Annotated in this window: 12 protein-coding genes; 8 read left to right on the forward strand and 4 right to left on the reverse strand. The window is 69.1% G+C overall.

The genetic code is table 11. The features are described from left to right. Positions 1-38 precede the first annotated feature (38 nt). The 5 genes from atpD to E7Y32_RS11215 are packed head-to-tail and all read left to right on the forward strand — an operon-like array spanning position 39 to position 6092. The gene (gene atpD / locus E7Y32_RS11195) at positions 39-1493 is read left to right on the forward strand and encodes a F0F1 ATP synthase subunit beta (RefSeq protein ID WP_138768903.1); all 1455 of its coding nucleotides are present in this window, start codon (positions 39-41) and stop codon (positions 1491-1493) included. Position 1494: 1 nt separating this feature from the next. Beyond that, complete coding sequence (locus E7Y32_RS11200; protein ID WP_104172348.1) at positions 1495-1779, forward strand: F0F1 ATP synthase subunit epsilon; 285 nt, start codon at positions 1495-1497, stop codon at positions 1777-1779. Positions 1780-1789: 10 nt separating this feature from the next. Beyond that, positions 1790-2221, forward strand: a complete 432-nt coding sequence (locus E7Y32_RS11205; protein ID WP_146337182.1) for a DUF2550 domain-containing protein — start codon at positions 1790-1792, stop codon at positions 2219-2221. A gap of 5 nt (positions 2222-2226) precedes the next feature. Next, entirely contained in the window at positions 2227-3594 is a 1368-nt protein-coding gene (locus E7Y32_RS11210) for an alpha/beta hydrolase family protein (RefSeq protein WP_146337183.1), read from the forward strand. Continuing rightward, complete coding sequence (locus tag E7Y32_RS11215) at positions 3591-6092, forward strand: phosphatidylglycerol lysyltransferase domain-containing protein (RefSeq protein ID WP_146337184.1); 2502 nt, start codon at positions 3591-3593, stop codon at positions 6090-6092. The genes E7Y32_RS11210 and E7Y32_RS11215 overlap by 4 nt, the downstream gene beginning before the upstream one ends. Positions 6093-6278: 186 nt before the next feature. Here the strand turns inward: E7Y32_RS11215 and E7Y32_RS11220 are convergent, their stop codons facing one another. The 3 genes from E7Y32_RS11220 to nucS all read right to left on the reverse strand — a co-directional run bounded on the left by E7Y32_RS11220 (position 6279) and on the right by nucS (position 8759). Continuing rightward, complete coding sequence (locus E7Y32_RS11220; RefSeq protein WP_011692441.1) at positions 6279-6482, reverse strand: cold-shock protein; 204 nt, start codon at positions 6480-6482, stop codon at positions 6279-6281. 323 nt (positions 6483-6805) lie between these two features. Continuing rightward, positions 6806-8029, reverse strand: a complete 1224-nt coding sequence (locus E7Y32_RS11225) for an N-acetylglucosamine-6-phosphate deacetylase (protein ID WP_146337185.1) — start codon at positions 8027-8029, stop codon at positions 6806-6808. Positions 8030-8063: 34 nt separating this feature from the next. After that, entirely contained in the window at positions 8064-8759 is a 696-nt protein-coding gene (gene nucS / locus E7Y32_RS11230; RefSeq protein ID WP_146337186.1) for an endonuclease NucS, read from the reverse strand. Positions 8760-8859: 100 nt separating this feature from the next. Here nucS and E7Y32_RS11235 point away from each other — a divergent pair, with 100 nt between their 5' ends. Both E7Y32_RS11235 and E7Y32_RS11240 read left to right on the forward strand, forming a co-directional pair. Next, positions 8860-9213 carry an ATP/GTP-binding protein gene (locus E7Y32_RS11235; protein ID WP_146337187.1) on the forward strand — a complete coding sequence of 118 codons (354 nt, stop codon included), beginning with the start codon at positions 8860-8862 and terminating at the stop codon, positions 9211-9213. Between the two features lie 62 nt (positions 9214-9275). Then, the gene (locus tag E7Y32_RS11240; RefSeq protein ID WP_146337188.1) at positions 9276-10073 is read left to right on the forward strand and encodes an alpha/beta hydrolase; all 798 of its coding nucleotides are present in this window, start codon (positions 9276-9278) and stop codon (positions 10071-10073) included. A gap of 4 nt (positions 10074-10077) precedes the next feature. On the opposite strand, the gene E7Y32_RS11245 is transcribed toward E7Y32_RS11240, so the two are convergent. Continuing rightward, positions 10078-11385 (reverse strand): AI-2E family transporter, encoded by a 1308-nt coding sequence (locus E7Y32_RS11245; RefSeq protein WP_395940420.1) that lies wholly within the window; start codon positions 11383-11385, stop codon positions 10078-10080. 202 nt (positions 11386-11587) lie between these two features. On the opposite strand from E7Y32_RS11245, the gene E7Y32_RS11250 reads away from it, so the two are divergent. Next, positions 11588-13393 carry a hypothetical protein gene (locus E7Y32_RS11250; protein ID WP_146337189.1) on the forward strand — a complete coding sequence of 602 codons (1806 nt, stop codon included), beginning with the start codon at positions 11588-11590 and terminating at the stop codon, positions 13391-13393. Positions 13394-13461 lie beyond the last annotated feature (68 nt).

Consider the following 13461-nt stretch of genomic DNA (forward strand, 5'->3'; position numbering starts at 1 on the left):
TTAACCGCCCACGCCATCTACTGAGTGAAGTGAGAGAGATGACTGCCACTGCTACCGAACACGTAGCCGCAACGTCCGGTGCCACCGGCCGTATTGCCCGTGTTATTGGCCCGGTTGTCGACGTCGAATTCCCGGCTGACGCAATCCCCTCGATTTACAACGCTCTCACCACGGAGATTACTCTCAACGGTGAGACCAAGACCATCACCTTCGAAGTTGCGCTGCACCTCGGCGACAACCTCATCCGCGCCATCTCGCTGCAGGCGACCGACGGCCTGGTCCGCGGCACCAACGTGGTTGACACCGGTGCCCCGATCTCCGTCCCCGTCGGCGACGGCGTCAAGGGCCACATCTTCAACGTCCTGGGCCAGCCCCTGGACGTGACCGAGTCCGAGCTGCAGATCAGCGAACGCTGGCCGATCCACCGCAAGGCTCCCGCGTTCGCGACCCTCGAAGGCTCCACCGAGATGCTGGAAACCGGCATCAAGGTGATCGACCTGCTCACCCCGTACATCAAGGGTGGCAAGATCGGCCTGTTCGGCGGCGCCGGCGTCGGCAAGACCGTGCTGATCCAGGAAATGATCACCCGTGTTGCCCGTAACTTCGGCGGCACCTCGGTGTTCGCCGGTGTCGGCGAGCGTACCCGTGAGGGCAACGACCTCTGGGTCGAAATGGAAGAGGCCGGCGTCCTCAAGGACACCGCCCTTGTGTTCGGCCAGATGGATGAGCCGCCGGGAACGCGTCTGCGCGTGGCCCTGTCCGCCCTGACCATGGCGGAGTACTTCCGCGATGTGCAGAACCAGGACGTGCTGCTCTTCATCGACAACATCTTCCGCTTCACCCAGGCAGGCTCCGAGGTTTCCACCCTCCTCGGCCGCATGCCGTCGGCCGTGGGCTACCAGCCCAACCTGGCTGACGAGATGGGCCTCCTCCAGGAGCGCATCACGTCCACCAAGGGCCACTCCATCACCTCGATGCAGGCCATCTACGTTCCCGCAGATGACTACACCGACCCGGCCCCGGCGACGACCTTCGCACACCTCGACGCGACCACGGAACTTTCCCGTGAAATCGCCTCCCGCGGTCTGTACCCGGCCGTTGACCCGCTGACGTCGACCTCCCGCATCCTGGATCCGCAGTACATCGGACACGACCACTACAACACGGCCGTCCGCGTCAAGCAGATCCTGCAGAAGAACAAGGAACTCCAGGACATCATCGCCATCCTTGGTGTCGATGAACTCTCCGAAGAAGACAAGATCGTCGTGTCGCGTGCACGCCGCATCCAGCAGTTCCTGTCGCAGAACACCTACACGGCCAAGCAGTTCACCGGCGTCGAAGGTTCCACCGTGTCCATCAAGGACACCGTGGAAGGCTTCACCGCGATCTGCGACGGCGACCTCGACCACATCGCAGAGCAGGCGTTCTTCAACGTCGGCGGCCTGGACGACGTCGAGCGCCAGTGGGCCAAGATCCAGGAACAGACCAAGTAATATGGCTGAGCTTGAGGTTGAGATTGTCGCAGCGGACCACTTCGTGTGGTCCGGAGCGGCCAAGATGGTCAAGGCCCGCACCAGCGATGGTGAAATCGGAATCCTGCCCGGCCACTCGCCCCTGCTGGCGATTCTGGCCGAAGGTGAACTGGCGATCGAGCCGGTCTCCGGTGACCGCATTGCCGTAGTTGTCGACGGCGGGTTCTTCTCCGTCGACAACAACCGGGTCGTCATTGTTGCTGACAACGCCCAAATGGGTGACGCGGCTACTGCGGGGATCCGCTAGCCCTACCTTGATGAACGTTACTGGTTTTCCGTTCATCGTCCTGGCAACCGTATTCGCGTTGCTGGTCTTTGCACTGTGCCTTTCCGGGGTGCGCCGCTTCAACCTGCGGCGCGCCCTGGGCACAGTGGACGCCTCCATCTGCATGGCTGGAAACAGCTGGCAGATGGGGGTTTGTCGTTATCAGGACAACGACCTGGAGTGGTTCCGGCTGGCCTCGCTCAGCGTCCGGCCGAAGCACACCTTCCGCCGCAGTTCGCTCGAACTCCTCGGCCGCCGCGAACCCACGGAGTCCGAACTCGTCAAGGTGCAGCCCGAGACCGTGATCGTCGAACTCCGCTACGAGGGCCGGGACGTCCTGCTGGCGATGCGGTTCGACGCCTACACTGGGCTCTCCTCCTGGCTCGAGGCCGGACCGGTCATCGGCGTCGGCACCTGGCGCTAGCCCCGGTGGACTTCATCGAGGACATCCGGCTCGTCGACGGGCCGGTGCTATGGACCGCCTGGGCCGCCGGGCTCGCCGGTCTGGCCTATCTGCTGTGGCGCAGCGGACGACGCCACACCCTCAGCGCCTCCGCCGTTGTCATCACCGCAGCGCTGATGCTCTCGGCAGGCCTCGTGGCCGGCTTCCACCTGCTGCTGATCTATGTCCTGTCAGTCTTCCCCGAGGAACTTCCCTGGGAGACCCTCGTCTGGAGCGTCCCGGCCGTCGCGGCCCTGCTGCTGTGGCTGCTCCGGCTGCACGGCATCTGGGGCCGGCGGCCGTTCCTGGCCAGCATCCCGCGCCCCACCCGGCCCGTGGTGCACCGCCTGCGCTCGACTGCGCTGGCGGTGGGCGCCCTGCTGGGAGTTGTTGCGCTCTCCGCGGTGCAGATCAACATCTATTTCGGGCTGAACCAGACTGTCAGCGACCTCGCCGGCACTGCCGTGGCCCGGATCCAGCCGCTCGAGGCGAAACTCACCCGCGCCGCCGGCGGCCCGGAATCCGTTGACCTGGCGGGGTGGACGGCGCCAGGACCACTGCCTGAGGGGACCATGCGCCGCGCCGGCATCCCGGGCACGAGCTCTGGATTCCAGAGCCGGGAGGCGTACATTTACCTGCCGCCGGCGTACCAGAGTTCGCCCCGCCCCGCCCTCCCCGTCCTGGTCCTCTTCTCCGGCCAGCCAGGCGGTCCCGCAGACTGGCTGGCCGGCGGCGCCCTCCGGAGCCGACTGGACCGCTTCGCCTCGGTCCACGCCGGCGTCGCGCCGGTGGTGGTCGTCGTCGACCCGAACGGAACCCCGGCCGGCAACACCCTGTGCATGGACAGCCGGATTGCCAAGGCGGACACTTTCCTCTCCCGCGACGTGCCGGACTGGATCAACAAGACCCTCGACGTCGATCCGGACCCGCACCAGTGGGCGGTCGGAGGCTTTTCCTTCGGAGCCACCTGCGCAATGCAGATGGTGACGCGCCACCCCGACGTCTACAGCGCGGCGCTGTCCTTCTCAAGTGAGAAGGAGCCCGCCCTCGCCAAGGAGCGTGACAAGACGATCCAGGGCTCCTTCGGCGGCGACGTTGCCGCCTTCGAACGGCAGACACCGCTGCACGTGATGAAGGAGCGCCGCTTCAACGGCAACGGCATCTACTTTGCGGCCGGCGAACGGGACCCGGAATTCGTCGGCTACATGGATCTGCTCTCGGCGGCGGCACGATCCGCCGGCTTCACCGTTGAGTCCCACCGGATCCCCAACGCGGGCCACTCCTGGGAAGCCGCGTCCAAGGGTATGCCGGGGGGCCTGGACTTCCTGGCCGGCCGCTGGGGGATCAAGCCATGACGGGCCTGCGCGGCATCTGGTACCACTTCCGCCAGGTCCCCTTTACGCTGTCCGTGCTCGCGGCCTTTCTGGCCACCGGGGCGGCCACGGGCAGCTTCCTGGAAGGCCCGCCGGAGTCTCTGCTGGACTTCGCCTCGGTCAGCGCCCAGGGACTGCAGGCCGGGCGCTGGTGGACCATGTTCACCTCGCTGTTCTTCGCGACCAACCCCTTGGCCTACCTGGCTGCATCCCTGATGATCCTGGGCCTGCTGGGGATTGCCGAACGGCAGCTGGGCCCGCTCCGCACCGCCGTGTTCTTCTTCGCCGGGCAGTTTGCGGCGGTGACGCTCTTCCTGCTCCTGACCCAGCTCGCCCGTTACGCCGGGGACGGCTGGCTCGGGCTGATGGTGGACGCGGTGCTGATCGGGCCGTACGCCGCCATCCTGGCGGTCACCCTGGCGGCGTGCGGGCTGCTGCCCACGCTCTGGCAGCGCCGGCTGCGGACGGCAGCGGTCTCGACGGCGCTGCTGCTGGTCCTCTACGTGGGCCATCCCGAAACCGTCGTGGGCCTGGCGGGCGCGTTGGCCGGCCTGATGGCGGGCTGGTGGCTCCAGGGGGACAAGGGCACGCTGCACCGCCACCGCTCCACCGGCCGCGAGACCCGCAACCTGCTGGCCCTGACGGTGGCGATTTTCGCCGTCGGGCCCATTCTGACCGCGGCGGTGCGGACCCCCACCGGGCCGCTCGCGCTGCTGCGCGACGTCGTGCTCAACCCGCTGCCCACGCTGAACCAGCTGGAGCAGAACTGCGGCGGCACGGTCGACGTCAACTGCCTCGAAGCGGGGCGGGCCGGCTTCGCCGGGCCGCTGGGCCTGGCGCTGGCCGTGGTGCCCGTGGTGCTGCTGCTGATCTGCGCCGACGGCATGCGGCACGGTCGCCGGCTGGCGCTGCGCATCGCCATCCTGGTCCAGCTGGGTGTGACCGCCCTGTCCACGGTATACCTGGCGCTGTTCGCCAGGATCCCGCACTACCCCAACCGGCCGCACACGGCCGTGATGGGTTCCGGATTCGTCCACGTGCTGCCGCTGGTGGCCGTGCCGCTGGCGCTGGTCCTGCTGCTCTTCGCCTACCGGCGCCTGTTCCGGGTGGAAACCACACGGCAGGCCCGTCGGATCCTCGCCGTCGCGGTCGGCGGGACCTTTGTGGTGCTCGCCGGCGGCTACACCGCGGCCTGGCTTGCCGCCGGGGGCCTGGACCGCGACGGCGGCTGGCTGGGCCTCGCCGCGGAGCTAGCCCGGCAGTACCTGCCGCTGCCCATCCCCGGCACCTACAGCCGGGTCTTTCAGAACCGCAACGCCGTCGAGGCGTTCCTGTTCGCCTCCTCGGGGGTTGTGTTCTGGGTGGTGGCGCTGGCCGGGGTGTGGCTTGTGCTGCTGCGCCGGCACCACGGCACGGACGCCGGGACCGGGGACCGGGAGGTGGCGCGCCGGCTGACCAGGCAGGGCGGCGACTCGCTGTCCTGGATGGCGCTGTGGGAACCGAACAAGTATTGGTTCAGCGAGGGCAGGCGCGGGGCAGTGGCCTACCAGCAGCACGGTAACGTGGCGCTGACCCTGGGCGGACCGCTCGGTCCGGCCGAGAACCGCGAGGACACGGCGGCGCAGTTCCTGGCGTACTGCGCCGAGCACGCCCTCATTCCGTGCTTCTATTCCTGCACCGACGAGCTCTGGCCCATGCTCCAGGCGCGTGGTTTCCGCCGTCTCGCCGTCGCGCAGGAGACCCGGCTGGGCCTCGAGGAGCTCACCTTCAAGGGCAAGGAATGGCAAAACGTGCGGACCGCGCTGAACCGCGCCGCCAAGACCGGGGTCGAGGCCGTCTGGGGCCACTACAGCGAATTCTCGCCCTCGCTGCGCGCCCAGCTGAGTGAGGTCTCGGAAGAGTGGGCGGCGCAGAAGTCGGTCCCGGAAATGGGATTCACCCTGGGCGGCCTGGACGAGCTCGAAGACGACGAGGTGCTGTGCTGCCTGGCCGTGGACGCCGAGGGCCGCGTGCACGGCGTCACCAGCTGGCTGCCGGTGTACGACGCCGGCACCCTGGTGAGCTGGACCCTGGACTTCATGCGCCGGCGCGGGGATGCCTTTCCCGGCGTGATGGAATTCCTGATCGCCTCGGCCGTGCTGGAGCTGCGCGATTCGGTGGAGGTTATCTCGCTCTCGGGGTCGCCGCTGGCCCGCGATGAGGCCCGCGATGAGACCCGGGGCGAGGGCGGGGACGGCCCGAAGGCGGGCGAGGGGCTGGCCGGGATCCTCGACGTGGTGGGCCGCGCGCTGGAACCGGTGTACGGCTTCCGCTCGCTGGCCACGTTCAAATCGCGGTTTAAACCGGAATACCGCACCCTTTACCTGTACTACCAGGATCCGTTGCAGCTGCCGGCCATGGGGCGGGCATTGAGCCGCGCCTATCTGCCGGGCCTTTCGGTGCGGCAGAGCGCCCGCCTGCTGCGGACGCTGGTGCGCTAAAGAAATTGAGGCAAGGCTTTGCCCGTCCGGAATATGCATTCCCGGCGGTGCAATTCGGGACCGCGCACGGTGCCTCCGGACGGGCCGCCAATTTCCGCGGCAGTCAAAAACAAAAAATGATCCCCGGCGAAATCGCCGGGGATCATTCTTTAGCAAGGCCGCCCTCGGGCGGGCCCGCCGGGGAGACTAGACCAGCGTCACGCCGGTAGCCTGGGGGCCCTTGGCGCCCTGGCCGATCTCGAACTGAACGCGCTGGTTCTCGTCGAGGGTCTTGAAGCCGCCGGTCTGGATCTCGGAGTAGTGAACGAAGACATCGCCATCGGAGTCATCCGGGGTGATGAAGCCGAAGCCCTTTTCAGCGTTGAACCACTTGACGGTTCCCTGTGCCATTTAATTCTCCTCATTGTGGATCTTGAAGAAGTCCGGCGCACTTTGCACCGGACTTGGTCACTCTGCGAGAAGAACCTTGGCTTCCGCCCGGATCACCCGGGCCTGGGCGGCAGGAGCTTCGCGCTCGCAACATGTCTTGCGAGCATGAAAAACACCTACACAAAGACTGGTATAAGAATTTCATGCCCCTCCCGTCAGGTCAACGGGCCCGACGCATAATTGACCGAAATTTTATCTAAAGAGTGCATGAACGCCGCCGCCGGCCTGCAGTGGGGGAGTGCAATGTTGGGTGCAATGGTGCGCCGCCCCGGCCGGAACGGACATTAAGAAAGCGGTGCCAGCCATTCTCCGCCGCGCATTACGCGGTAAAGACCCAGGCGGGAATTGACGACGACGGCGTCGGCGCGCCGCCCGGGCCGGAGCGAGCCGAGCTCGCCGGACAGGCCGAGGACGGCGGCGGGGACCGCGGTGGCGGAGCGGACGGCGTCGGGCAGCGGCACGCCGGCGGCCACGGTACGACGCACGACCTCCAGCAGTGTGGCGGTGCCGCCGGCCAAGGCCCCGCCGGCGTCGAGGCGGGCGGCGCCGTCCGCGACCGTGACGGCGGAGCGGCCCAGGGTGTAGCCGCCGTCGGGCAGCCCGGCGGCGGCCATGGAGTCGGTCACGAGTGCGATGTTGGCCGCCCCTGCCAGTTGGAATACCGTGGCCACGACCGCCGGATCCAGGTGCGTGCCGTCGGCGACCAGTTCCAGGACCGCCTCCCCGGCGGCTGCGCTGCGCAGGCAGGCCGCGACGGGCCCGGGTGCCCGGTGGTGCAGGGGCGGCATGGCGTTGAAGAGGTGGGTGACGGTGGGCCGCCGGCCGCCGGGGGACCCCTGCAGGGCCCCGGCCGCCAAACGCAGCGCGGCGGCCGCCGTCGCGTCGTCGCAGTCGGTGTGCCCGAGCGAGGGGACCACGCCCTGCCCGGCCAGCAGCCGGGCCAGGCCGTCCGCGCCGGCAAGCTCCGGGGCGAACGTCATGACCGAGAGCGTGCCGCGGGCGGCTCGGAGGAGCTCGCCAAGGAGGTCCGGATCGGGGTCGCGCAGGAAGGCGGGGTCCTGGGCGCCGCACCGGGCCGCCGAGAGGAACGGGCCCTCCAGGTGGATGCCGGCCAGCAGGCCCTCCCCGGTCAACCGGGCGTGCAGGGCAACCGCGCGCAGCAGTGACTCCGGCGCGGCCGTGACCAGGCTTGCCAGCAGCGTGGTGGTGCCCGAGCGGTGCAGGAAATCGATCGCACGCCGCGCCGGCGCTTCGCCGCCACTGGAGAAGTCGCCCCCGTACGCGCCGTGGCAGTGCAGATCCACCAGGCCCGGCAGGATCACCGCGCCGGGCGGAAGGGACGCCGTGGTGGCGTCGGCGAAACCGGCAGCGCCGACGTCGAAAACGGCCGCCGGCCCGGCATAAGCGATCCGGCCGCCGTCGACGGCCACAACCGCGTCCTCGTGCAGGGCGCCGTCGCTGACAACCGTGCCAAACAGGAGCTTGCGGCCGGCCGGTGCGGGATTCATGGTCAGAGTCTAGGGCGCGCCGGCGGCCGGGGACCTAGAAGAGCCTGGACTCGCTGTCATCGACGCCGCGCATGGCGTCGTAGTCCAGCGTGACGCAGTCGATGCCGCGGTCGGTCGCGAGCACCTTCGCCTGCGGCTTGATCTGCTGGGCGGCGAAGATTCCGCGCACGGGCGCAAGCAGTGGATCGCGGTTCAGGAGTTCCAGGTAGCGGGTGAGCTGCTCGACGCCGTCGATGTCCCCGCGCCGCTTGAGTTCGATGGCGACGGTGCCGCCGGTGGCGTCCCGGGCCAGGATGTCCACCGGGCCGATCGCGGTGAAGTACTCGCGGCGGATCAGCGAGAAGCCGGCCCCGAGGGTCTCGATCTGCTCGGCCAGCAGCCGCTGCAGGTCCGCCTCGACCCCGTCCTTGATCAGTCCGGGGTCCTGGCCCAGCTCGTGGGAGGTGTCGTGCAGCTGCTCGTGGATGTTGATGATCAGCCGGTCGTCCGTCTTCGCGGACTGCACGGTCCACTGCTCGATCACGCCGACTTCGACGTCGACCTCATCCGGGGTGGAGACGCTCAGGCGCGCCGGCGGGCTCATCCAGTTCAATGGCTTGTAGGACCCGCCGTCCGAGTGGACCAGGACCGAGCCGTCGGCCTTGACCAGCAGCAGCCGGGTGGCAAGCGGGAGATGGGCTTTGAGCCGGCCGACATAATCAACGGAGCAACGGGCTATGACTAAACGCACCCGGTCAACACTACCGCCTGGGCGGACCTGGGCGGACCTGGGCGGACCTGGGCGGACCTGGGGGCACCTGGGGGCACCCGGGCTGGGGCAGAATGGAACCATGCCCCGTTCCAACCGACCCCGCCGAGCCGCCTCCGGGAAGGCCCCCGCCGGACGGGCGGCGGCCGGCAAGCACGCCGCCGGTCCCGCCCCGGAACTGGACCTGGAGCGCGCCCGCACCGGGATCGCGCGGCGGGAGAGCGCCCCCGACGGTGAATGGATGGTCCGCTCGATCTCCGCCAGCCGGGCCGGGAAGACCTACATCTGCCCGGGCTGCTTCACGGCCGTAACGCCGGGCACCGCGCACCTGGTGGTCTGGTCCGAGGACCACATCTTCGGTGCGGCCGCGGGCCTCGCCGAGCGGCGGCACTGGCACTCCAACTGCTGGACCTCGCGCACCTACCGTTACCGCTAACCCGCTCCGCTGAGCCTCACCGCGGACCACCGTCGCCGGCGGGCTTCGCTAAGCTGGAGGGCATGACTTTCGACCCGGCGTCCTACGTGTTCAGCCAGCCCTCCGCGCCCACCGCCATCCGTGCCTCGACCGTGCTCCCGGCCCGCCGGGAGAACGTGGAACTGCGCACCGGGGACGGCCACCGGCTGGTCGGCGAGCTCGCCGTGCCGGAATCCGGGGAGATCAAGGCCACCCTCATCACCCTGCATCCGCTGCCGACCCACGGCGGCTTTATGGACTCCCACGTCTACCGCAAGGCTTCCTACCGGCTGCCCGCCCTCGCCGGCATTGCGGTGCTCCGGTTCAACACCCGGGGAACCTCCTCGCCGCGGGGGACAAGCCAGGGCAGCTTCGAGGAAGGCATCGGCGAGCGGCTCGACGTCGAGGCGGCGGTCCGCTTCGCCGTCGAGCGCGGGCTGCCCAACCGCTGGCTGGTGGGCTGGTCCTTCGGCACCGAGCTGGCCCTGATGTACGGCGCCACCGAGCCGGTGGCCGCGGAGATCGAGGGCGCCATCCTGCTCTCGCCGCCGCTGCACCGGGCCACGGACGTCCACCTCAAGGAATGGGCCGCCGCCGGCAAGCCGCTGAAGGTCCTGGTCCCCGAACACGACGACTACATTCAGCCCGCGGCCGCCGCGGAACGCTTCGCCCTCGTGCCGCAGGCCGAGGTGGTGGGCGTCGACGGCGCCAAGCACCTCTGGGTGGGCGAGAAGTATGCCGGCCGGGTGCTCAACGAGATTGTGGCCGAGGTGCTGCCGGGCGGGACTGCAGCGGCGCTGCCCGAGGAATGGGACGGCCCGGTCGCCACCGCACACGCCTGAGGCGTTAGTGCTTGTCCTGGCGGACGATGAAGATTTCCTTCACCAGCAGCATGATCGCCGCGGCCGTCGGGATGGCGATCAGGGCGCCGAGCACACCGAGGAGGCTGCCGCCGGCGATGACCGAGATCACGGCGACCGCGCCGGGCACCGCGACGGCCTTCTGCATGATGCGCGGGGAGATGAAGTAGGCCTCGAACTGAAGGTAGGCGAAGTAGCAGATCGCGAACACCACGGCCGTCTGCCAGCCCGCGGTGAGCGCGATCAGAGTCACCAGGACGCCGGCGATCATGCCGCCCACCAGCGGAATGAAGGCCAGCAGGGCCACCACAAACGCGAGCAGCACCGCGAACGGGACCCCCACGATCGACATCACAACGAAGGCGAAGGTGGCGTTCAGCAGCGCCACGCAGACCTGGCCGATGACGTAGTTGCCGACGGAACCGGTGATCTCCTCGGACAGAGCCTCGACCCGGGCACGGCGGGAGCGCGGCGCCAGCCGGTAGCCCCACTTCTTCATGGCCGGCATGGCGGAGAGGAAGTACAGGCTCAGGACCAGGACAATGAGGGCGCCAAAGAGGCCGTTGGCCACGGTGGAGCCGAAGCCCACCACGCCGCCGAAGATGCCGCCCATCGCCTCCGGGTTGTTGACGAACTTCTCGAGTTCCTGGCTGATCCGTTCACGCACTCCGAACTGGCTGTCGAGCGTGCGGAAGAAGTCGGAGTCGATGAAGTCCTGGATCCAGCGCGGCGCCTCCTGCACGACCTGGGTCACCTGCTGGACGATCGTGGGGATCAATGTGGCGAAGAACCCGGTAACGGCCAGGGCCAGGACGGCGACGGAGACCAGGACGCCCGCCGGACGCGGCACCTTGTGGCCTTCGAGCCAGCGGACCACGGGGTCCAGGCCAAGGGCAATAAAGAGGGCGGTCACGATCCAGAGCAGCAGCTGGGTGGTGTTGGAGCCGATCCAGTACACCAGCAGGGCGGCGCCGACGCCGACCGTGCCCATAAAGCCGACGTAGAGCGGATGCTGCGCGGACATCCGGGGCCCCGGGTCGCCGAAGCGCGCCGTGTTCCCGCTGTCGGCGCCGGCTTCGGTGTCCTCCTGCTCGGGGGGCATCTCGAACCGCAGCCGCGGCTGGGCTCCCGGGAGGGGCTGGCGCAGGCGGCGTGCCATCGAGATCAGGAAGCCGGCCGCGGCAGCCCGCGGGGCGGAGTGCTGCGGGGCCGGCTCGAGCGGGCCGCGTGGCTGGCTCCCGGATTCCTGGGTGGCTGCGTGTCCCGAGGGGGACGGATCCGTGGGTTCAGTCACTGCGTTGAATGCCCTTTTTCTCTGGTATTTCCCTGCAACTCCGCGGTTGCGGGCCGGGTGTGACGATCACCGCAAACACTATCAGCAGCCTTGTCATACGGCGGGTTGGCCGGACCGGCGGAGGCACTGGCGGGGGCAGGAACGGCCCCCGATCTGACTCGCAAGTAACAAAACGGTTACTGTTAAAGCTACGTGTCCGCTGATGATAGGTAATATTTTGCATTTCAAGACTGCAGTTGCACTAGTGCTGCTCGGCCTCCTGACACTGCTGGCCGGCATCGGCCAGAAGACGGTGTGGGCCCCGCCCGCCACCGTCACCGCCGTCGCGCCCGCGGGCGGGACCGCCGCCCCGTTGACCGTCATCGAGGGGAAGCTGCGCACCCTGCACGGCGGCACGGTGAAGATCACGGTCAAGGGCGAGGGCAACTTCATGCTCGCGTCCGGCCGGCCGGACGACGTCGACGCGTGGGTCGGGAAGACCGCCCACAACACCGTCACCGGCGTCTCGGACGACGGCAAGGCACTGCAGCTTGCGCACGCCGACGGCGAAGCCGCGGCGCCCTCCCCGGCAGGCTCTGACCTCTGGGTGACCACCGAGAACGCCAACGGCGAGCTGAACTACTCCTGGACCCCGCCGGCGGACGGCGACTGGTCCCTGCTGCTGGCCGCCGACGGCACGAAGCCGGCCCCGTCCTCGATCTCGATGACGTTCCCGAATGACACGTCCACCCCGTGGGCCATCCCGCTGATGGTGCTCGGCGGACTGCTGATTCTGGCCGGCGCGGCCCTGCTGCTGCTCAAGCCCAAGGGCGGCGCCACGGACGATGACGAATCCGCCGGGACGGGTGGGCCCCGCCAGGGCAGCGTCTTCGCCCGCCGTGCCCGCGCCCAGGCCGTCGCCCGGGCCAAGACCCGCAATGCCGGCGGGGCGCAGGCCCCGGAGGGCGCCGCCGGGACCGGCCGCGCCGAGAACCGGGTTGCCCCCGCCGCCGCCCGCCGCGCCGCCGGCGCCGCAGTCGCCCTGCTGACCGCCGCCGCGGTCGCTGGCACCGGCGTCGCCGCGCAGGCCGGCCAGGCTCCGTCACCGGCGCCGAGCGGCTCCTCGGCCGCGGCCAAGGGTGCCGGCACCCCCGTGCTGCTGGACGCCCAGTTCCGCCGCATCCTCGAACAGGTCGCCGGCGCGGTTGATGCCGGGGACGCCGCCAAGGACGCCGCCAAGCTGGCGCCCCGGGTGGCCGGCTCCGAACTGGACGTGCGCACCCAGAACTACAAGATCCGTTCCCAGGTGGGCAGCTACGAGCCCCGGATGCCGGTGCGTTCCACCAAACTCCTGACCACCGTGGTGAGCAACAAGCGCGAATGGCCGCGGTCCGTGATGGCCGTGACCCAGGGTGACGGCAACGTCGTCCCGCAGCTGCTGACCCTGGTGCAGGCCTCCCCGCGGGAGAACTACAAGCTCGTGGGGGCCACCCCGCTGCAGCCGGGCACCACCTTCCCGGGCATCAACCGCGGCGGCACCGAGACCCTGGCGCCCTCGGACAAGTCCGGGCTGCTGTACAGCGGCGAGGAAGCGCTCGCCGGGCTGGGCGACCGTCTGTCCTCCGCCGACTCGGCGTTCAAGGACAAGCTGGCCGAGGGACAGTCCTCGCCGTACATCGCGGACACCCTGGCCTACCAGAACGACGTGGTGAGCTCCGGCGCGAACGGCACCTTCGCCTTCAGCCACAAGGTGGTTCCGGAGAACACCGTGGTGTTCCGCACCGCCGACGGCGGCGCGCTGGTCCTGGGCCGGCTCAACTTCGCCTTCGACGGTACGCCCAAGAACTCCGGCGACAAGCTGACGATCGGCGACGACGCGGCGGCCCTGGCCGGGGGCAAGGACACCAGCACCGGTATGGTCCTGAACTTCGCCGAATCCGTGGCCGTCTACGTGCCGCCGGCCGGTTCCAAGGACCCGATGAAGCTGGTGGCCGCCACACGTGGCCTGGTGGGGGCCAAGTTCAAATAGCCCCCCAAGGAGGTTGCCGCGCTGGCGGCCTCCGCAGCAGACACAGCAGGACAGACGACCGGGCCGCC

Origin of the sequence: Arthrobacter sp. UKPF54-2, assembly GCF_007858535.1 — a bacterium.
In the GTDB taxonomy this organism is placed as follows: Bacteria; Actinomycetota; Actinomycetes; order Actinomycetales; family Micrococcaceae; genus Arthrobacter.